17 protein-coding genes are annotated in these 21,479 nt (G+C 40.1%); 2 read left to right on the top strand and 15 right to left on the bottom strand.

Annotated elements, in window-relative coordinates:
* A partial coding sequence (locus EO118_RS08685; RefSeq protein WP_206168282.1) for a hypothetical protein occupies window positions 1-181 on the top strand: 181 nt, incomplete at its 5' end.
* Between the two features lie 786 nt (window positions 182-967).
* Here EO118_RS08685 and EO118_RS07950 read toward each other — a convergent pair.
* Window positions 968-1,708, bottom strand: a complete 741-nt coding sequence (locus tag EO118_RS07950; protein WP_127069404.1) for an NADPH-dependent oxidoreductase — start codon at window positions 1,706-1,708, stop codon at window positions 968-970.
* A gap of 139 nt (window positions 1,709-1,847) precedes the next feature.
* On the opposite strand from EO118_RS07950, the gene EO118_RS07945 reads away from it, so the two are divergent.
* Window positions 1,848-2,567 carry an SIMPL domain-containing protein gene (locus EO118_RS07945; RefSeq protein WP_127069403.1) on the top strand — a complete coding sequence of 240 codons (720 nt, stop codon included), beginning with the start codon at window positions 1,848-1,850 and terminating at the stop codon, window positions 2,565-2,567.
* A 204-nt stretch (window positions 2,568-2,771) separates the two neighbouring features.
* On the opposite strand, the gene EO118_RS08640 is transcribed toward EO118_RS07945, so the two are convergent.
* The 14 genes from EO118_RS08640 to fsa all read right to left on the bottom strand — a co-directional run bounded on the left by EO118_RS08640 (window position 2,772) and on the right by fsa (window position 21,467).
* Window positions 2,772-2,930, bottom strand: coding sequence for a hypothetical protein (locus EO118_RS08640; protein ID WP_164723884.1), 159 nt, complete (start codon window positions 2,928-2,930; stop codon window positions 2,772-2,774).
* A gap of 235 nt (window positions 2,931-3,165) precedes the next feature.
* Window positions 3,166-5,076, bottom strand: a complete 1,911-nt coding sequence (gene thrS / locus EO118_RS07940) for a threonine--tRNA ligase (RefSeq protein ID WP_127069402.1) — start codon at window positions 5,074-5,076, stop codon at window positions 3,166-3,168.
* Window positions 5,077-5,541: 465 nt separating this feature from the next.
* Window positions 5,542-6,177, bottom strand: coding sequence for a sigma-70 family RNA polymerase sigma factor (locus EO118_RS07935; RefSeq protein WP_009353815.1), 636 nt, complete (start codon window positions 6,175-6,177; stop codon window positions 5,542-5,544).
* 13 nt (window positions 6,178-6,190) lie between these two features.
* Entirely contained in the window at window positions 6,191-10,471 is a 4,281-nt protein-coding gene (locus tag EO118_RS07930) for a translocation/assembly module TamB domain-containing protein (RefSeq protein WP_127069401.1), read from the bottom strand.
* A 25-nt stretch (window positions 10,472-10,496) separates the two neighbouring features.
* Window positions 10,497-11,912: a TolC family protein gene (locus EO118_RS07925; RefSeq protein ID WP_127069400.1), complete on the bottom strand. Its 1,416-nt coding sequence runs from the start codon at window positions 11,910-11,912 to the stop codon at window positions 10,497-10,499.
* A 9-nt stretch (window positions 11,913-11,921) separates the two neighbouring features.
* Complete coding sequence (locus EO118_RS07920) at window positions 11,922-13,226, bottom strand: MlaD family protein (RefSeq protein WP_009353814.1); 1,305 nt, start codon at window positions 13,224-13,226, stop codon at window positions 11,922-11,924.
* A complete protein-coding gene (locus tag EO118_RS07915) occupies window positions 13,223-13,987 on the bottom strand; it encodes an ABC transporter ATP-binding protein (protein ID WP_009353808.1) in 765 nt (254 codons plus the stop codon). Before EO118_RS07915 ends, EO118_RS07920 begins: the two co-directional genes overlap by 4 nt.
* Before the next feature lie 8 nt (window positions 13,988-13,995).
* Window positions 13,996-14,757, bottom strand: a complete 762-nt coding sequence (locus EO118_RS07910) for an ABC transporter permease (protein WP_009353821.1) — start codon at window positions 14,755-14,757, stop codon at window positions 13,996-13,998.
* 132 nt (window positions 14,758-14,889) lie between these two features.
* Window positions 14,890-16,779 (bottom strand): SpoIVB peptidase S55 domain-containing protein, encoded by a 1,890-nt coding sequence (locus EO118_RS07905; protein WP_009353807.1) that lies wholly within the window; start codon window positions 16,777-16,779, stop codon window positions 14,890-14,892.
* A gap of 32 nt (window positions 16,780-16,811) precedes the next feature.
* Complete coding sequence (locus EO118_RS07900) at window positions 16,812-17,102, bottom strand: biotin/lipoyl-containing protein (protein ID WP_009353801.1); 291 nt, start codon at window positions 17,100-17,102, stop codon at window positions 16,812-16,814.
* Between the two features lie 159 nt (window positions 17,103-17,261).
* Window positions 17,262-18,434, bottom strand: coding sequence for a rod shape-determining protein (locus EO118_RS07895; RefSeq protein WP_127069399.1), 1,173 nt, complete (start codon window positions 18,432-18,434; stop codon window positions 17,262-17,264).
* Complete coding sequence (gene murA, locus EO118_RS07890; RefSeq protein WP_127069398.1) at window positions 18,406-19,662, bottom strand: UDP-N-acetylglucosamine 1-carboxyvinyltransferase; 1,257 nt, start codon at window positions 19,660-19,662, stop codon at window positions 18,406-18,408. Before murA ends, EO118_RS07895 begins: the two co-directional genes overlap by 29 nt.
* A 174-nt stretch (window positions 19,663-19,836) precedes the next feature.
* Complete coding sequence (gene glpX, locus EO118_RS07885; RefSeq protein WP_062401433.1) at window positions 19,837-20,799, bottom strand: class II fructose-bisphosphatase; 963 nt, start codon at window positions 20,797-20,799, stop codon at window positions 19,837-19,839.
* A 23-nt stretch (window positions 20,800-20,822) separates the two neighbouring features.
* Window positions 20,823-21,467, bottom strand: a complete 645-nt coding sequence (gene fsa / locus EO118_RS07880) for a fructose-6-phosphate aldolase (RefSeq protein WP_009353803.1) — start codon at window positions 21,465-21,467, stop codon at window positions 20,823-20,825.
* Between the last annotated feature and the right edge of the window lie 12 nt (window positions 21,468-21,479).

The following is a 21,479-nucleotide window of genomic DNA, read 5'->3' as shown; positions in this document are numbered from 1 at the left end:
CTTGAAGCTATTTGATAGCTCATTCATTTTCGTTGTTGCCAATTACTTGGCTAGAATTTATTTGGTTGGTTTCAACTATGTGAAACCCGCACTCTGGCTTATGTTTACTTCTTTCGAAGTAATTACCTTACATTATTCAGTTTTCAAAGATCAACTTCGTCGTTCACAACCTGTGTTGTAGCGACTAGATTATAATAACAGATTCATAATTTTATGTCAACAGTTATTTTTAATCTTTTTTAATTTTCCAGGTCAATGAATTATTAGAAAATTAAAAGTGCTTGTGTCTCAAGCACTGAATGTATTATATGATATTTTTAAATAATTTGCAACCCTACTTTTTAGTATTTTTCATATATGTTTTCTATAGAATGCACCCTATATAATCTAGCCCTACTTAAAACATCTAAATTAAGTGTACCTAAGCTAAAGGTACACCTTTTGCTTGTAATTATAATCAGATTTATAACGCCATGTGCCAGCAATACTTATATTTCTTCTGAGTAACGTAGTTATACATAGAATAGTTTGTGAAGTTCCTTACTACATAAATTCCCCAAACATCATAAGAGCACAGCACCCCCACCCTAGAACGCAGTTATGCGTAGAACGCCTTGTGGCAGTGTTATTAACTTAATTATACAAATGTAAGAAGAGCACGGTAAGCCTCCAAATAACCACTCACAAACCTTTCCTAGAGGAACGCAGTTATGTGTAGTAGCTTTGTGGCGTTTTTACTATCTAAATTACACATATACAAGAAGAGCACGGTGTGCTCCGAACAAACATTATGTAATACCGTTTGTGAGGAGTATACCGTGCTCTTCAATTTATCTTATTAAGTTTAATTAGCCACAGGCTACATAGCATTACAAATGACGATACATTATGAAATACCGTTTCTGAGAAGGTGTATTGCGGTCTTTTCTTTCACTACATCGCAAAAACGCCACAAGGCAGAATAGTATCAAAAGTGAAACCCTTGTTTTTCCGCTATTCTAATCAACGCACTTCTCTTCTCATCTTTCATTTTCAATCGACCCACTACTTGGTCTGTAAATTTAGGCAATGGGTAATTTGGACTGCGAAGGTCGTAGTATTGGTTCATCTCTTCGTCGTAATCTTCCAACAATTCATGGTAGTTATCAAATGTGCTGTACGCATCATCAAACACATTTGCCTCTCTTGGCATGCGTGGTTTCAACGCCGGTTTCTGATCTGCCATACCTAAGCCAAGTCCTACCACCGGGAATGTTAATTCAGGCAATTTCAAAATTTCGATTATTTTTTCTGCATCATTTAGCACACTGCCTAAATATACTGTACCATATCCTGCCAGTTCTGCTGCAGTCACCATATTTTGTGCTGCAAGACAGGCATCTGTCCAACCTTGAAAAAATCGATCTGTATCACTTGCCGTATCCAAATCTAGACCTTTTTCTTTCATAATCTGTGCATTACGATACGCATCTACTACAAATATAAATAGTTCAGGCATATCTTTCACATAGTCTTGTTTACACACCTCTGCAATGGCCGCTTTTATTTCTGGGTTCACAATACGGATGATACTGAACGTTTGCATACCCATACTGGTAGCAGTCCGCTTCGCTACATCTAGTAAAATACTCAAATGTTGCGGAGATACACGCATCGGTTTATATTGGCGAATACTTTTATGATCTAACATAATATCAATAGGGTTCATAATTTCACTCCTAACTTTCATCATACTTTCATATAGATTGTGTAGTATAATAACAATACAAGGTGTACTGCGTCTATATTATTGTAGGGCACTCATTTTTTATTTGTCAATATGTACACCACATAGAAAGGAAGAACCTATGAAACATTCATTTCTTTTGAAAGCCTTCACTATCGGTGCATTCATGGCATCTGCTACAATCGGATCTATGGCAGCAGATATGACGCCAGGTGAAATTTCCGTTACTGGCCAAGCCGTTCGCCAAGTGGCGCCATCCTATGCACTTCTTAATTTAGGGGTATCCAACAAAAACACCTCCGTACAAGCTGCCAAAGCACAAAATGATGCTGTTATGTCTAAACTCATCTCCTCTTTACAACATGTAGGAGTTTCTAGAAATAATATTCAAACATCTAACATTACCATCAATCCTAATTACGATTATATCGATGGAAACTCAAAATTAAATGGTTATAATGTAAATAACACTGTCGTTGTTAGAGTATATGATACATCCTCAATTGGAAAAGCTATCGATGCTGCTATCACTAGTGGTGCTTCTGATATTAATTCCCTTACCTTCCAAACCGATGTATCGCAAGAGATAGAAGATCAATTATCTACCTTTGCCATTAGCGATGCACGCCACCAAGCGGAAGTTATCGCTCGCGCTTTAGGCCATACTGTAGGCCCTGTAAAATCGATTAGCTTAGGAACTACTCGAACTCATACGATGGAAGTAAATCCACGATATGCTATGTTGGCTGTAAAATCTGCAGATATATCTACTTCCACGCCTGTAGAAAATGGTGATATGTCTGCTAATAAAACAGCAAGTGTAGTATTCTATTTACAATAAGATATATACACATCTATACGGAAATATAATCAAACAAATATGTACATTGGTATACACATTTACTAACACACTATTGATAGATGTTGTAAACATTAGTCACAATCCAACAGCACCACATAAGAGAACCGTCACCAACGAGTTGACGGTTCTTTTTGATACATAAAAAACCGTAGCGAACCTCATCATCGGTAGCTACGGTTTTTCTTATTTCTTTTTAGGCACTACTTTAAAGCTATCATGCATTTGTTGTTTCATATCATCTGTTAACGGGCAAGGCCATTCATTGATATCATTATGCTTTTTCAGCTTTTTCAAATCCTCTGGACTTAATTTTTGTTTTTCCGCATCATCGAATGTAATCATGATTCCATCACCTCTACTCGGAATACTAGAAAAGGAAAGACAAATTTCTTTCTGCCCCTATTATAAGACGAAAAGCATCTTCTTGTGAAGATGCTTTTCCTATGTATACACAATACTTGTATCGTACATATCCTAAGTAGGATTACACTCTTGAATCTATCGGCAATACTTGTATTAGAACAAGTATCGCCGTTAACACTCCAAATACTTTTAGATATCTTATGGATTACTAATATTATGCACGATCTTTAATTTCTTGTTGGATATTGGCTAAGAATTCTTCCCAAGGAATTGCCCCTTGTTCACCTACGCCACGTTTACGAACTGCCACTTTTCCTTCTTCCACTTCTTTGTCACCCACCACAAGCATGTAGGATACTTTTTCCATTTGTGCTTGACGGATTTTGTAACCAATTTTTTCGCTACGATCATCTAGTTCCACACGCACATAAGCATCTTTAAATGCTTTACGCAATTTTTCAGCATATTCTACATGTTTTTCACTGATTGGAAGGATTTTCACTTGTACTGGTGCCATCCAAGTTGGGAATGCTCCTGCAAAGTGTTCAATCAAGATACCTATGAAACGTTCCATGGAACCGAAGCATGCACGGTGAATCATAATTGGACGATGTTTTTGACCATCTTCTGCGATGTATTCCAAGTTGAAACGTTCTGGCAAATTCATATCCAATTGGATAGTTCCACATTGCCATGTACGGCCGATGGAGTCACGAATATGGAAGTCTAATTTAGGACCATAGAACGCACCATCACCTTCGTTGATACGGTATGGGATACCTTTTGCTTCGATCGCTTCACGCAATGCTTCAGTTGCCAATTCCCAAATCGCATCGTCGCCGATAGCGCCTTCAGGTTTTGTACTCAATTCTACATGATAGGACAACCCGAATTGAGAGTAGATACGACCGAATAGATCGATAACGCTCATTAACTCTTCTTTAATTTGAGATGGTGTCATGAATACATGCGCATCATCTTGTGTAAAGCTACGTACACGGAATAGACCATGCAAAGCACCGCTCAATTCATGGCGATGTACTAAACCAAGTTCTGCCATACGAATTGGCAAATCACGGTAGGAATGCATTTCATTTGCATATACCAAGATACCACCTGGGCAGTTCATTGGTTTGATTGCATATTCTGCGTCATCAATTTGTGTAGTGTACATATTTTCACGGTAATGGAACCAGTGACCAGATGTTTCCCACAAATGTTGGCTCAAAATAATTGGAGTACGAACCTCTTCATAATCATAGTCATGATGTACTTCACGCCAGAAATCTTCTAAGGCATTTCGTACTGCCATACCTTTTGGCAAGAAGAATGGGAATCCTGGTCCTTCTTCTTTGATAACGAATAAGCCAAGCTCTTTGCCTAATTTACGATGATCACGACGAGCTGCTTCTTCTAATAAGTGTAAGTATTCCTCTAGTTCTTCTTTCTTTTCAAAAGCAGTACCATAAATACGTTGCAACATTTTATTTTTTTCATCGCCACGCCAGTATGCACCTGCAATACTTTGTAATTTGAAAGCCTTTACTTTACCAGTGCTTGCTAAGTGTGGACCTGCGCAAAGGTCAGTGAACTCACCTTGTTTGTACGCAGAAATCACTGCATCAGCAGGCAAATCATTGATTAACTCTACTTTATAATTTTCATGTTTAGCTGCGAAGAAATCTAGTGCCTCTTGGCGTTCCATCAATACTTTTTCGATAGGTAAGTTTTCTTTTACAATACGGCTCATTTCCGCTTCGATTTTCGGTAAATCTTCTGGCACTAATTTATGTTCCATATCGATGTCATAGTAGAAACCGTTCTCGATAGCTGGTCCAATGGCCAATTGCGCATCAGGCCACAAACGTTTTACTGCTTGCGCCATCACATGAGATGCAGTATGACGGAATGCATGTTTACCACCATCTTCTGCAAATGTTAAAAAGCTTACCTTAGAACCTTCCACCAATACTTCACGAAGGTCTGTTAATTCTCCATTTACATCAGCGGCTAGTACTTTTTTTGCTAAGCTGTTTGATAGTTGTTTTACTGCTTCACCCAATGTAGTTCCAGCTGCAAAAGCTTTAGAACTTCCATCAGGTAAAATGATATTTACTTCACTCATAGGTTACCTCCCTAGGTCTAATACTACTATGCCATTGGGGATGGCAATACTTTTTACCAACAAAAAAAGACCTTCTCCCACACAAGGGACGAAGATCTTCGCGGTTCCACCCTAGTTAGTCCCTATTGATAGGACTCACTCTTACGGACGATAACGGGTCCACACGGATTTGATTACAAGCTAAGCCTTCACCAAACCAGTTTGAAGGTGGTAACGTCTAAGTCTACACTAGATACTCACAGCCAAGGTATCTTTCTCTGAAAGTATAGATGGTTAGGGTCATGTCCTTCGCATCACTGTTCTATATGTATAATACAAATATAGTAACTCCAAACTATATATCTGTCAAGCGATTTTTTTCGATGTAATTAATTCCCTATAAAAAAGTACTACTCTCTGCACCCTGTCCGAGAACTGGCCATTGAGTAGTACTATGTATATACTCTTAAGACTTGAACAATAGAATCAACTTTTATCCCATGTCTCTTTAGCCGTTTCTAACAAACCTTTGAGCCGGGCTAATCCTTTTCTTCGCAATCGATGAATATAACTATGACTGCACTCCATTGTGTCTGCAATAGATGCTACACTGTGATCTTTGTAATACACTTCTTCCACTACATGTTGCTCCGCTAAAGGCAACTGTTTCATGGCAGAGGTTACCATATCCCCATACATGCGTTCCTCGCAAACAATTTCTGTAGAAGGTCCCTCTGCAGGCAGTTGTTCCCACCAAGTTTCTCCATCTTCTGATTCAGTTTGTAACACAATGCCTTCCTTACCTTCTTTGCGAAGATAGTCTAATATGCGTCCACGAATACGATGCACTGCATAGAGGGAAAAAGCTACTCCTTTTTGGGAGTCATAGCGCTCTACTGCCTCAATTAGGCCAATCGTGCCCTCTTGAATGCAATCCATCATATCTATCTTAGAGGATTGATATACATTGGCTTCTTTCAATACTAATGGTTGGTAATGCTCTATGATCGTCATGCGAGCCTGCATATCTTCATGTTCTTCATAGGATTTCCAAAGCTGTTGTTCTTCTTCCCATGACAATAATTCAATTTTATCCACACTGGCAATATAATCATTAAGCATACCTTCACCTCCTTTAGAATCGATAGCGCCACTGCGCCCCTAAATAGCGTTTATTTTCATTATTAAACCACCCTGTAGCACTGACATTACGATTGATATCATACTGAAAACCATATGATACATGATCGTTTTTTAGCCCTCTAGTTAAGGTAACCATCAAATCTGGAACTACATATTTACCTATGGTCACATTAAAGTTATTTTTCTCTTGGAAATCACGAGAGTCTTTTCCATCCAAAGAGCCTGTAGTAATATTCACCAAATCTAAGCCCAATGTATCTTGCAACACATCTTCAATATACCCAAAAGCCAAGGACTGTAAACTAGAGGTAAGCAATGCATTCGCATCATCCGATGTAACACCACTGGCATTACCTACATTACGTCCAAAAGTCAACAAAGAAATAATTTGACGTTCCGATAAATTAGGTTCCGAAGTCAGTTTTAATCTCATCTGTGTAGCAGGTCCTTCTGCTTGCAAGGATACACGATAGTTCTTTACATTCGCCATACTTCGTACATTCAGTTCAGGAATCACACTACCTGTGACAAACTTAGCTTGCCCTTCAGTAATTTTAAAGCGATTTTTCAAATATTTTACATGCCCTTTATTCACAGATAACTTGCCGCTTGCCTTTGGTTCTCCTAAGGTACCTTCAAATTTTACCTGCCCTTGTAAGTACATATCATAAAGCAATGGATTATATAATCTCACATTGTTTTTAGCATTGATAGTTACATCTAGTCCCAATGGAATCGATGTCTCTGAACTACTAAAGGATAAAGGTATAGATCCTACCACATCATGAAGGTTGATGACGCCTACTAAGGTTGGCAAATCATTTCTATTGATCATATACAATTCGCCTTCCAATGGGCCGGTATAAAATTCATGACCAATTTCTATACCTTTCATTTGTAATGCACCATCATAAGAAGTAATTCGAGAACCTGTCCATCCTATATTTCCAGATACGCCAGCATTACCTTTCCCCATGGTAGTACTTCCTGTAATATCAACATGATTACCACGGAATAATAGCTGTCCCTTTAATTGCGTCAATGGTTTCTTTAAGGATTTGAGCTGCATAGATCCGTTCGCTAATTCTATCGTACCATCAGCTAATACATTTGCAGAGTTTCCTGTTACATGAACAATACCACGAATAGCCCCTTCTCCAGACTGTACCTCTTTAAACATCAATGGAAGTACTGACAAGTTTGCTTCATTCATATCCACATAAACATCAAATTGCTTACTCGCATCATTAGACACATATTCATTGGTTACCAATGCACTTAAAGGTAATTTACCACGCACTTTAATAGAAGAATCCGCTTTCTTAATCATCCCTTGTTGAATCGATACCACTTGGTCTTCCATATTGCCTAAGATGCTTAACTGATCCAAGCTGATACCATTGATGACAGCTTGTTCTATTTCACTAGAAAACTCTACCTTTGGAGATTTCGTAGGGCCCTGTACATTAATAATAAAGTTCCAGTTCCCTTGTCCATTGATATCTGATGTTACTAAAGGCAAGATAGTTCCAACAGGCACTTTTGATGCTACTAACTGAATATCTGTAATCCCATCTAAATCAGCTTTACCCTTACCAGCAATAAGCCCTTCTTTAATAGGTAAATTAAACGTACGGATATCAATGGTACGTCCACCATAGCCCACATCCAGTGTAGCAGTTCCCACTACTTCATCACGAATAGTTGTATTTTCGAGAGATCCTTTTACATCTAACCTTGGGCTGTCACTAGTACCACCTAAATCAATGGTCGCCTGCAACTTGCCATTTACATCTGGTACATTTGCATTACTTAATGCTAATAACTGTTGCAATTCTCCATCTCGTACACGAACATAACCAAATAAGCGTTTCGATTCATCCAGTTGAACTCCACCTTTTACTTCATATTGACTAGTGCCGCTGCCCGTGAAAGTCAACTCTTGCAGATGTACCACTTTCGGCGTAATGTACACAGCACCCGTAATATCATGCAATGTAGTATCCTTCACCTGCATAACATCTGACTGTACCACGCCCTCAAAGATAGGTGCATCCACAGTTCCACCTAGATGTCCTTCTGCGCCTACATAGCCAACCATGTTGAGACCCGCATCCCGAATAAAGGGTTCAATTGGCACCGCATCACCTACAAAATTAATATCTAACTGTTTGTTTTGTATATCCCCATCCACCACAATAGAGGAACCATAGCTAGTAATGTCCAACCTTGGTAAATGTAAGTGCCCATCCTTATATGCATAATATCCTTCAATAGATTCAAACAGTTTTCCATATATAGAGCCATCCCAGGCTTTCACATATCCATTTACTTTAGGACGCTGTAAGGTACCTTCTATATGTACATCTGTGTAAATCCATCCCGTCATAGGAATATCTGTAAAGTTTGGCAATATGTCTTCAATACGTACATCCTTCGCAGAGCCTTTGATATCCACATCTTGGCCTCCATCTAAATTGATAGTTCCTCGCACATCATAGATACTTTTTTTATATTCTAAATCACCGTCAAGGATATGCAGTTTTTTATCCTCTATATTTGCTTTCACAAACATACGGTCAAACTGTGTTACACCATAAGAAAGTGTATCTCCCGCAATGGTAACAGTCCCTGTAGGGTTCTCTAGGGATCCCTGCAAGTTTGCTTCCATGGATACAGTGCCTCCCAAAGGTTTAGGTGACCATCCATTAAATTGTTCTAGTCCGATATGAGTACCGTATAGGCTAAGTCCAAATGTTCCATTTCCTAAGCGACCACTACCGGTGAATGTCCCCCTACTCCAGTTACCATTCATATAAGGTACTACTAGTTGTGTACCATCCCAAGATACACTAGCATCCAAAGTATCCACTAAGATAGATTTATACCCAATTTGACGTCCCCTTACAGAGCCCACTACATTTGAAATAGCACCTCCCTGTCCTTCCACAGTCAAATCACCGCTGACAGATCCCTGCACAGAGGATTGTCCTCCAAGAGGCAGCCCATATAAAGATACATTTTGTAAGTTTAGCTGTGCAAAGAAATCTTTTGTATCTATATGATACGAGCCAGTACCAGTTACAGTTCCACCTTGCGTACTCAGTTCTGCATCTCCTACATGAATCACTTGATCTCCATAGGAAAGATGAGCTTTTCCACGATTGACTGTGATTCCTTCATAGGCAAGATCTCGTACCTCTACATCGCCACTAGCTTTTACATTCGATACAGGTCCTGTTAACAATGCCTCTGCCGTAATAGTCCCTGTCAGTGGCAATTGACCAAACGAGGCTAGATTCCACTCTTTCAATCCTACGTTGACATGTAATGTAGGATCCTCATCAAAGACATGGTGTACAGTGCCACTCACACGAAGGTGCTCGTCATTCACATTCGCTTCAATTCCATCCAAGAACAGCACATCTCCATGGATTTGAAGTGTCCCCTTCCCAGATGTTAACCGATAACCTTGAAGCGTCGTTCCTACATTTTGGAAGGAAAGTCCCCCTTCCCCATACCAGAAACCACCACGTTGTGTGACTGTCAATGCTACATCTGTCAGCTCACCACTGATAGGACTTACTGCAGTTGGTAAAGAGATTCGATTTATAATAGGAGCTATATCTAAATGTGGTGTTTCCACATAGAATGATCGATTACCACTGTCATCCAACGCCCATTGTATGTTGGAATGAATATGATCCTTTCCTAATTGGGCATCCACGACTCCCTCCAGCATATGACCACCATCACCCAAGACAGTACCATTCACATCTGATAGCAATAAAGGCGTTGCCTGTGGCAAGAATAGTGAAATCGTTCCATTTTCTACACGTAGCAATCCACTAAATTGACTAGGTTCTTCTGAGTCCCGTTCTTTTACCAACTGCAGTATATTCCATTGTCCAGTTTCATCTTGTACTACATTCACATGAGGTGAGGAGACAGTAATCGTTCCCACCAAAGCATCTGGTGATATCTGTCCAAAAGGATATTGCAATACCTTTAACCATTGTATAGACACGGTCAAAGCGTCCGCAGTAAGTACAGATTGCCCCTTAGCATCTTCTACACTGAGATCTTTCATTTGAACAGAACCATCCCAACCAATGTGAAATGATGAATAGGAAACAGTTCCATTCAGTGCTGTATGTAATTGTTCTTGCACATAAGGTCCTACATAAGTTTCACTTAATGGTTGTAAGCCGAATCCAACGCCTGCTACACATCCACTAAGTACAATACCTAGTAGCCAATGTTTCCCCTTCATAATTTACCTCATATTACTAAGATGACTATCCCTGATTCACGATATTTACCCCAGTACCCACAGCAGAGTCAACCGGAATACCCATCGCTTTTTCTAAAGTAGCAATACTTAAATTGTAGTTATATAGTGCATCTACATAATTATTACGTGCCGTTGCTAACGAAGTTTCTGCGTCTAATACATCCACATTTGTACCCACTCCAGAACGATATCGTAGTGTCTTAATACGGAAATCTTCCTGTCCTGCTTCTACTGCTGCATGAGTGCTTTGAATTTTTTGCTCTGCCGCTTTTAAATTTAAGTATCCTTCTTGGATTTGCAGTTGTACAGTTTCAATAGTTTGAGCATAGGCTTCTTTTGCTTTTTCTACATTAGCTTTTGCTGCTGTCACATTCGCTTTTGATTGGCCCCCATCCCATACATTCCAAGATAGTGTGGCCCCTACAGCCCAGTTTTTAGTGTCATTGCCAGCCCAATGTGTACCATTCATACCACGACTAGCATTTGCTTTGACCACTGGAATATCTGATGCATCAGCACGTCTTAGATTTTCTTCCGCCCCTTTTACTAGCATCGCTGCTTGTACAATTGTACCGCGATGTAGAACCCCATAGGATTTAGCTGATTCTAATGAAATACCATATGGTGCATAGCTTAATTCTTTGTCTGCTGTTACGATTGGTGTAGATACAGGCAATCCTACATGATTATTGAACTTTGCCTCTGCTAAATTAGCAGCGTTTTTCGCTTCTACTAAAGCAGTTTTTGCATTCGCTAATCGTGTATTCGTAGCCAGTACATCAGATTTAGATACAATACCTACTTGATATTGTAAGTTAGCATTTTTTAAATGTTCTTCGTAATCACGCACAGTTTGTTCTGCTACATTTACCTTATTACGAGACATGATAAGGGACAAATAATTAGTTGCTGCCGTTAATTTAGCTGTTTGTGCGGCTTCCGTTAATGCTGCGCCACTGCCATCACGACTATATTTAGCTGCTTCAATTTGTGCATCCAAAGCACGATTAAATACAGATACTCCCACACCTAATTGATGCGAAAAGGCATTTCCAGTTTTACTAACACCGTTCACTTCATTTCCTGTATGGTTAGCGCTATAATTATACGTCACTACTGGATTCCTACCGCTAGTCGCAACTCCTACTTGTGCTATTGCCGCTTCATAATCCCATTGAGATTGATGTAAGGTTCTATTATTTTGCAATGCTAATGCAATGGATTGTGGCAATGTAATAGACACAGATTGACTGTTTGTCTGTGCTTGGTTTTTATATGCCTTTGTCATCATTGCTGCTTGCGCAGTTGCTTTTTCTTGAAAATGTACTAATTTTACTGTATCTGTTTGCGGTGCCGCTGCTCCTACTGTACATGCATAGGCTGCTAACATCGCTGCTACTGTCATTATTTTTGTATTCATTGGGTCCTCCTAAAATGTCTTTCTTAGCCCAAAATAATTCACACGGTTATGGTCATGTCCATACCAAGTCCATTGACCTACCACATAAGTATCTTTCCATAATTGAACATCTGAACGAATCCGATAGGAACCATGGCGGATATCGAATAGAGCTCCAGATAGTGAAACTGGTTTTCCAAATCCCACATCGGCTCCTACGCCTAGTTTTCCATCAAATAAACCACCTCGTAGGTATACTTGATCTAGCACTCGTTTTCCATAGGTAAGGTCCACATTCGAACCATTACCTATATTGGAAATCCCTAAGGTATAGATAGAATCCTTCGTCATAAGGCGCACATCTGCATCAGTACGAGCTTTTTTATCCTCTGGATTGTACAATACCTCTGCTCCTATCTGCGTCTTAAGATCCGACTTTTTTCCATCCGAACCTGCTTTCACGTCCCCACCGGTAAGACGATTTAGCTTAGTCGTTAATTGTGCTGTATTATGCAAAGTTTCCTTAATATCCGCAGCGCTCTTAGGGTCTGTTACAACTCCTTCCATAGCGCCTGCCATTTTTGAAATACTATCTGTAGTAGTTTTCAAATTATTCACAATTTGACGCATTTCTGTTCCTGCTTGACCATCTGCATTAAATTGTTTCATATTCGTATCCATTTGATTTGTCAAGGATTCCATATTTCGTGTAATGCCTACCATATTCGCTGTTAAAGCTGAAATATTGTCACTATTATTCGCTAACATAGCATTCATTTGAGCCGTCAAATTTGCTGTATTTTGAGCAATTAACTCTGTCGATTGTAAGGCATTGCGTAAAGCGCTTTGTGTTTTTTCATCACCAATGATGCCATTCATGGATTGCAATGTAGTGGTGGCCGCTTCCATCAATTTCGTAGCTTGCGCCATGGTTTTATCGATTTCACTTTTTCCATCCCCTGTAATGAAAGCACCATCATCTAAATACAAAGTACTACGGCCTGGCGTAATTTGGATGAATTTATCCCCTAAAATACCATCACTTTCCATGGTAAAAGCAGAGTCTGTCGGAATTTTTACATCCTTGTCGATGTCCATAGCCACCGTAATCCCTTTGTCAGTGACTTGCATAGATTTGACTTTCCCTACTTTCACCCCTGAAAAGCGCACAGTATTGCCTTCTTTCAACCCCGTTACAGATTGAAAATTCCCAGCAATATGCATAGTAGGAGCTGCAAATATATCAAATCGTCCTAAAAATACAATACACACAGCAAATAGGACTACCCCCACTACGGTAAATAGACCTACCTTCGCCTCTGTTGTCCACTTCATGGTATATCTCCTTCTTCTTGTATCTCTGTTTTCACAGATTTACGACCCTCTATAAATTGTTGTACCTTCGGATTCTTAGAATGTCTAAACTCTTCTGTTGGTGATACTTCAATAAACTTTCCTTTATCTAGTAAGGCAATGCGGTCTGCCACAAAAAAGGCTGAGTTCATATCGTGAGTGACCACGATAGAACTACATTGCAAATGAGATTGCATGCTCCGTATTAAACGACTAATGGTGCCCGATGTAATCGGATCCAATCCTGATGTCGGTTCATCATATAGAATGATTTTAGGATCTAAAGCAATAGCACGAGCCAAGCTAATCCGTTTTTTCATCCCCCCTGATAGTTCACTAGGCATGTACTGTTCAGTCTTTGGCAATCCTACCATACGTAGCTTTCTAGCTACAGTACGTTGAATCTCCTCTTCGCTCATCGTCGTATGTTGGCGTAGTCCAAAGGCTACATTCTCTCCTACACTCATAGAATCAAATAACGCAGAGTATTGAAAGACCATCCCCATAGTTTGTCGCAACCGATCGAATTCATTCTCATCGATTTTCGTAATATCTACATCATCTACTAAAATAGTACCACTGGTAGGCCGTAAAAGACCGATAATCAATTTAAGCAAAGTACTTTTGCCCGCTCCAGAGCCTCCTAAAATAGCTAGAGTTTCTCCATCATGGATAGTTAAATCTACATGGTCTAAAATAATTCTATTCTCATAGGCTAGGACCACGTTTTGTAATTCAATCATAGGTCCTCCTAGAATAATAAGACTGATAAAAAGTAATTTAATATAAAGACTAAAATGATACTGGTTACTACAGAGCTAGTAGTAGCATAGCCAACAGCAGTTGCCCCCATATCTGTGTACATGCCTTTATAAGATCCAACTAGGGCAATAACCGCTCCGAACACACAAGATTTAATGAGTCCGTACGTCAAATCAGATAGGATCGCAAAAATTTGAATGGAGTCTAAATAGGTAGAACCGGCTAGTCCTTTCACTATGGTAGCTACCAAGTATCCCCCACCTGTACCGATAAGAACACCATAAAATGTCAAGATTGGCACCATAATCATACATGCTACAACACGAGGTACTACAAGATACCCAATGGGGTTAACCGCCATGACCTTTAAGGCATCGATTTGCTCTGTTACTTTCATAGTTCCTAACTCTGCCGTAATAGCTGCACCCACACGACCTGCTAATACAACGCCAACTAAAACTGGGCCTAATTCGCGCCCCATAGCAATGGCCATAATACCACCCACAGTTCCCTGTGCACCATAGTGTATCAATACATCTGCCATTTGCAATGTCATCACAGCGCCTGCAAAAAACATAGTTAATGATAAAATCGGCAAGGAATACACCCCTAAGTGTGCCATTTGTTCGATTGTGAGTTTCCAATTTATTTTTGGTAATTGCCCTATAGTCCTCCATAGTAACAACATGGCCTCACCTATCTGGGATAGGAAAAAGATCATTTGCTTACCAATCCATGTTAACCAAATCATAGTTCCTCCTGAGTATTTGTATCAATCTTCAGTATATCACAAAACTCTTTGAATGTGCAGTAGTACCATCGGAGTTTTCAAAATAAAAGCAGGAAATGATGCTATATCACTTCCTGCTCTCTTCGGATAAGACTATTTATTTTTCTTTTGGTCTGACTCTTCTGCTTTTACTTTCTCTTTTAAATTTGAAAGTTTTTCTTTGATCCGCTGTTTACGCAAATGGTCTCGATCTTTTTTATCTACCACTTGTACCGTAAACTGTCCATCACCTAAGACAACATAATCTACTACCACTCGTGATGCTTCATTGTTTTCTTTTTCGTCATCATCAGAGGCTTTCAAACCTTTTTTATGTTTGCCTCCATTTGGCAACTCATCATCGTCCACATCTTCCTCGTCTGCTTCTAATCGTTGCTTTTTCGCCTTGTCCCCAGACTCTTCCACCATACTGATATCATCGGCTAAAAACTCTGCTACAATTTGGTTGTTCTGATCATCTTCACTGAGATCTTTGAAATATTCATCAAAGTTTTTATGCACTTTCAATCGCTCTACAATTTCATCTGTCAAATTATATTTTTGTTTTTCAAACAAGTATGGCAATGGAATCACGCCACCACCACGCACTTCAAGTGTATAGGTTCCTAGCTTTTGATCTTCTGGCACTTTAAAGATAATTTCTCGTTGAATCTTTCCTTCGCGGTAGGCTTGTAAATTGGCAGTAATCACAATGTTGTCCCCAGGAGATACAATGACTTGGTCTGCACTAGCATCGATGATCGTAGCTGTACGTTTTGCTTCTTCCACTTGTACATCTACTTGAATATCACGGATTTCATAGTCTTTGAAAGCATTATTCATTAAACTTTCCACAATATCAAACAATTCATCGATGGATTTTTCAGATACCGAGCTACTAGAGTACACCATATTCCGTCGTTCTAACGTAGGCAACTTAGGATCTACAGGTGTAATCTTAATATTGATCTTAGCTGTACCACCGCCTACACGGTCTAGTGTTTTATTCAGCAAGCTATATACCGAGGTTGCCACCAAGGTCGGAGTCAGTTTAGAGGATTCCACGACAGTGACTGCCGCATTTCTCTCTACTCCACGATCTAAATCACGAAGTTGCATGCGCACAGGAACACCTTTTCCAAATACCCCAACGGTACCAGCAATACCTGCTCCACGGTCTTCTGTGATAACACCTACTTCTCGCCCTAAGGACCCCAATTTAAAACCAGAATCTATACTTTTTACTACTGTAAAAATACTGGAGTTATTCATGAAATAACCTGTAGAGCCACGTTTATCAAATGGGTGTCCAAAGGCAACTACTTTATCCTTATCTACATAGGTAACAGTCCCCACGGCGCCCATCTTCAAATCACCTTTTACCAGTAACGCCGCAATAGAGCCACCAGGCACCATTGGTTTCACAATATCATCCGTGCTGTCACTAGCCGTAGCATATCCTTTATAACCAAAGTCCTTAAATTTTGTTCCCAAATATGCTAAGGATGTTTCATCATAACCATCTGCCATCAATGGTGTGCCCAACGGAATCAATTGTGTATCTTTCCATGGATTCGGTAAATCTTTTTGGTATTTCTCATCCCACAGTTTCACCATTTGATCGATAGGTGTTACCATGCCCAAAGTACCGTCTGTAAATCCCCAGCCATAGGCAACAGCACCTACCAATTTTCCATCAATGTATACGGGGCTACCACTCATACCATGAACAATCCCCCCCGATGCATCAATGATGGGACCTGATACTTTCACTAAAATCAAATCCCCCGATGGGCCACGTTGTTTCATAACGCCTAGGACTTCCACTTTGAAAGAATCAATTTTATCCCCTTGTACTACTGTATCCGCATGACCTACCATGCCACGGTGTAAATCCTCTACTTTCATAAATTCTATTGCATGAGCACTTGTAAAAGTAGCCCCACACAATAAGAGCGCCAGCACACCCTTAGTGTACCGACGCCAAAAACGATGTAATTGCATCTATATCGCCTCTTCTTATTGATTATTAATAATTAGTTATTGATCACTGTTATAATTTGACCTCGTTCCACTGTAGCACCTGGCTCCACAGAGACTGTTTGTACCACACCGTTCACAGTGGCACGGGATGCTACCATAGGTCCCCCTAATGTTTGTACTGTTAGCAATGGGTCCCCTTCTTTGACAGAAGTTCCTACACTAACCACAGATACGACTTCACCAGATAACACAGTTTCATGATTTACTGGTGCAGCCTCTGCCGTAGATGTCACTAAAAATGCTGCTAACAATGCCCCCAAACTATATAGAAAAACTTTTTTCATATATATACACCTCCTACAATTTTCTTCCATGTACAGTATATCATATTTTCAAGAGTCAGAACAATCAATTCCTAGTAAAATAGTCTATCTTTTCATACACTATCTTACTTCCCTTATCATAAACTTTGTATATGAAAAAATCATGAAGTCAAGTACCACTTATCGTAGTTCTTCCAAGGTATCGCGCAATTGATTCAACTCTGATAGCGCTTTTCCTGTGCCCAAGATAACAGAATACCTAGGATGTTCCACTACATAAGCAGGACGACCCGTTTTTTCTGTAATCATTCGGTCTAAACCACGAAGCTGAGAGCCTCCACCAGTCAAAATAATACCATGGTCATTAATTTGCGCCAATAATTCTGGAGGTGTTTTTTCTAAAATGCTAATGATTCCTTCAATGATATGTTGCACTGGTCTTTCTAGAGCAAACTTCATATCTTTTGAAGTAATTTCCACCGCCCGTGGCAAGCCTGTCACACTGTGTCGACCTCGCACGATAGCTCGTTCCTCATCCGACCTAGGATCTACAGTTCCCACTTCGATTTTTAAATCTTCCGCAGTGAGTGGCCCTATCAGTAATTTTTTCTTCCGCTTCATATATTGTAGTAATGCTTCATCAAAGGTATCACTACCGATGCGCAAACTCTCACTGACTACCACACCAGAATCACAAATCACAGCAATATCCGTAGTCCCACCACCGATATCAACCACCATAGCACCTACTTGCTCCGCTTTATCCAAACCTGTCCCAATAGCTGCTGCTAACGGTTCTTCCATGAGAACTATTTTACGAGCCCCAGCTTGTAATAATACTTCTAAGACAGCCCGTTTTTCTACTGGCGTAATACTAGATGGCACACAGGCTATGATGCGAGAACGAATGATTCCCGATACAGGTACTACACGGCGGATAAAATGACGCAACATATAAGCCGTTGTATCATAATCGGCAATGACACCACCTTTCAAAGGCTGAATCACTTCGATGCCCTCTGGGGTTCTACCTAAAATCGCTCGTGCTTCATGACCTACGGCAATCACTTCTCTAGTCTTTGTATCGCAAGCCACAAATCCTGGCTCATCTAAGACAATACCTCGACCTTTGACATACATGACTACATTGGTAGTTCCCAAATCGATGCCAATATCTGTAGTCCATAAAAGGCTCATTTTTTCAAGAAATGATAGGGAGCGACTTTCGCGCTTAAAGGATGTTTGCTTGGTAGTCGTTCCTATTGGTTTTCTACGTACACGACGTTGTTTCCGTCTATCCTCTCTAGTTTGAGGTTGTTTTGGCTTACTCGTCCACCCGAACAATGTTAGCACCTATTCCTTTTAATTTTGTAACTAAATTATCATAGCCACGATCAATATGAGTCAATTGCCCCACTTTGGTCACCCCAGAAGCAGCTAAGCCTGCGCACACAAGAGCCGCACCACAACGTAAATCAGTCGCTTCTACTTCAGCACCTACCAATTGTTCAACACCGGTTACGATAGCTTTACGATCATCTACCTCAATGGAAGCACCCATTTTTTTCAACTCATCCACATGCATAAAACGATTTTCAAAGACTGTTTCCATCACAGTACTTGTACCTTTGGCAATCGTCGTCATAGCCATAAATTGAGCCTGCATATCTGTAGGGAATCCAGGGTATGGCAAGGTTTTAATAGATGTTGCTTTCAACTGTCCATTACTGATAACACGAATACCATCAATATCTTCTTCTACTGTAACACCAGCTTCTTTTAACTTAGCTACCACAGGCTTTAAATGCTCTGAAAGGGCATTTTCTACATATACGTCGCCACCAGCCATAGCTGCAGCAATTAAATAGGTACCCGCTTCAATGCGGTCTGGAATCACTGTATGCACAGCACCTTTTAATTCTTTGACGCCTTCAATACGAATCACATCCGTACCAGCACCGCGAATATTAGCACCCATACTATTTAAGAATGTAGCTAAATCAACAATTTCTGGTTCTTCTGCAGCATTTTCAATGATTGTTTTGCCATCTGCAAAGGTTGCTGCCATAATTACATTTTCAGTGGCCCCCACACTTGGGAAGTCTAAATAAATTAAATTACCTTTTAATCCTTCTGGAGCCTTTGCTTCTACAAAACCTTCTCCCATAGTGATAGTCGCACCTAGTGCTTCAAAAGCTTTTAAATGCAAATCGATTGGACGACTACCAATCGCACAACCACCTGGTAAGGCAATACGAGCTTCTCCTTTGCGCGCCAATAAAGGTCCCATCACTAAAAAGGAAGCACGCATACGACGCACTAGATCATAAGGCGCCTCAGTAGCAGAAATTGTAGACGCATCAAAGGTAATATTTTCTCCATCTTTTGTTACTTTCACACCAAGGGATGCAATCACATCACAAATAGTATGAACATCTTCCAAATCTGGAATTTCAAGCAGGGTGCTTGGAGTAGACGCCAATAAAGTCGCTGCAATAATTGGTAGTACCGCATTTTTTGCACTACTTACTCGAATACGACCTTCTAAAGGTGTACCTCCTTGAATAATAAGCTTTTCCAACTGAATTCCTCCTAATCTTATTTATAGTTATCGTTTAACGGTGATACCCTATCACCTTTCAAACATGTTTTGACTGACAAACATTCATACTCTAGTATACTAAATCTTTCCTCTATACGCAAGAAAAAGACCGCCTTTAGACGGTCCTTTCTATAACAGTTATGTGTATTCTATTTATTTTACTTTCATAGATAATTTTTTATCCAATCGATGGATAGTATCTACAAAACGAACGGTTCCCGTTTTATACCGCATCACTACGGAGTGAGTACGAGCACCACCAGGGAAGTATTTAATAGAAGATAATACATTGCCTTCTGTAATGGCTGTGGCAGAGAAGATAACATCATCACCACTTACTAAATCATCGATGGTCAATACTTTGTTAAGGTCAGTAATACCCATTTCATGACAACGACGAATTTCTTCATCTGTAGCTGGTTTTAAACGAGCTTGCATGTCCCCACCTGTACATTTTAAAGCAGCCGCTGCCAGTACCCCTTCTGGAGCTCCACCAGTACCTACAACCATGTGAATACCAGAGCCTTCTAAACCACATTCCATAGCTGGGTTTACATCACCGTCTGTAATTAAACGAATACGAGCTCCGACAGCACGACATTCATCCATCAACCCTTGGTGACGTTCACGATCCAACATAACGACTGTTAAATCATCGATAGCACGTTCCATTTTTGCGGCAACACGGCGCAAGTTTTCAGTCATGGATTCATTCAAGTCGATCACACCTTTGGCGCGTGGTCCTACACACAATTTTTCCATATACATATCTGGAGCATGCAATAAACCGCCTTTTGGTGCAATGGCCAATACAGCAATGGCACCATTTTGACCTTTTGCAATTAGATTCGTGCCTTCAATAGGGTCTACGGCGATATCTACTTCTTCTCCGCCTGCCCCAACACGTTCACCAATGTACAACATTGGCGCTTCATCAATTTCACCTTCTCCAATCACAACGGTACCAGAAATTGGTACTGTATCGAAGGTTTGGCGCATACCATCAACAGCTAATTGATCCGCTGCATCTTTGGCTCCACGACCACATAAACGACCACTTTTTAATGCCGCTGCTTCTGTAACACGAACAAACTCTAAGGCTAATGTGCGATCCATTTTGATCCTCCCACTTATGTCTACTATTTATTGGCTGCTTCCCAATCCGCTAGAAAACGTGCTAATCCTGCATCTGTTAATGGATGTTTCAAGGATTGTTGTAACACATTAAACGGCACTGTAGCAATATGTGCACCTGCTTTGGCACATTGTGTCATATGCATTGGCGTACGAACGCTAGCTGCAATGATTTCTGTTGAAATATTATGAATCATAAAAATTTCAGCAATGTCTTCGATTAATTGGATTCCGTCCATAGAAATATCATCTACTCGACCAACGAAAGGACTTACATACGTAGCACCTGCACGGGCTGCCAATAATGCTTGGTTGGCAGAGAAAATTAAAGTTACATTCGTTTTAATCCCCTCTTTAGAAAGCACAGCTACTGCTTTTAAGCCCTCTGCTGTCATTGGCACTTTAATCACTACATTATCACCCAACTTAATTAATTCATGGGCTTCTTTCACCATTTCTGGTGCTGTTGTAGCAATGACCTCTGCACTCACTGGTCCCTCTACAAGATCAGCAATTTGTTGAATCACTTCGTGTAAGTCACGTTTTTCTTTCACGATTAAAGACGGGTTTGTTGTTACCCCTGCAATAAAGCCCATTTCATAGGCTGCTTTAATATCATCAAAATTAGCTGTATCAATGAAGAATTTCATAGCGGACTCCTT

The organism is Veillonella sp. 3891, assembly GCF_003992315.1.
Taxonomy (GTDB): Bacteria; Bacillota; Negativicutes; order Veillonellales; family Veillonellaceae; genus F0422.
Note: the sequence above shows the minus strand (reverse complement) of the source record. Positions and strands in the feature narration are given on the sequence as shown.

Coding starts and splice junctions, on each gene's coding strand:
- EO118_RS07950 (WP_127069404.1), bottom strand. CDS start 1,708: ATGAACCCTATTGATATTATGTTAGATCATAAAAGTATTCGCCAATAT.
- EO118_RS07945 (WP_127069403.1), top strand. CDS start 1,848: ATGAAACATTCATTTCTTTTGAAAGCCTTCACTATCGGTGCATTCATG.
- EO118_RS08640 (WP_164723884.1), bottom strand. CDS start 2,930: ATGATTACATTCGATGATGCGGAAAAACAAAAATTAAGTCCAGAGGAT.
- thrS (WP_127069402.1), bottom strand. CDS start 5,076: ATGAGTGAAGTAAATATCATTTTACCTGATGGAAGTTCTAAAGCTTTT.
- EO118_RS07935 (WP_009353815.1), bottom strand. CDS start 6,177: ATGCTTAATGATTATATTGCCAGTGTGGATAAAATTGAATTATTGTCA.
- EO118_RS07930 (WP_127069401.1), bottom strand. CDS start 10,471: ATGAAGGGGAAACATTGGCTACTAGGTATTGTACTTAGTGGATGTGTA.
- EO118_RS07925 (WP_127069400.1), bottom strand. CDS start 11,912: ATGAATACAAAAATAATGACAGTAGCAGCGATGTTAGCAGCCTATGCA.
- EO118_RS07920 (WP_009353814.1), bottom strand. CDS start 13,226: ATGAAGTGGACAACAGAGGCGAAGGTAGGTCTATTTACCGTAGTGGGG.
- EO118_RS07915 (WP_009353808.1), bottom strand. CDS start 13,987: ATGATTGAATTACAAAACGTGGTCCTAGCCTATGAGAATAGAATTATT.
- EO118_RS07910 (WP_009353821.1), bottom strand. CDS start 14,757: ATGATTTGGTTAACATGGATTGGTAAGCAAATGATCTTTTTCCTATCC.
- EO118_RS07905 (WP_009353807.1), bottom strand. CDS start 16,779: ATGCAATTACATCGTTTTTGGCGTCGGTACACTAAGGGTGTGCTGGCG.
- EO118_RS07900 (WP_009353801.1), bottom strand. CDS start 17,102: ATGAAAAAAGTTTTTCTATATAGTTTGGGGGCATTGTTAGCAGCATTT.
- glpX (WP_062401433.1), bottom strand. CDS start 20,799: ATGGATCGCACATTAGCCTTAGAGTTTGTTCGTGTTACAGAAGCAGCG.
- fsa (WP_009353803.1), bottom strand. CDS start 21,467: ATGAAATTCTTCATTGATACAGCTAATTTTGATGATATTAAAGCAGCC.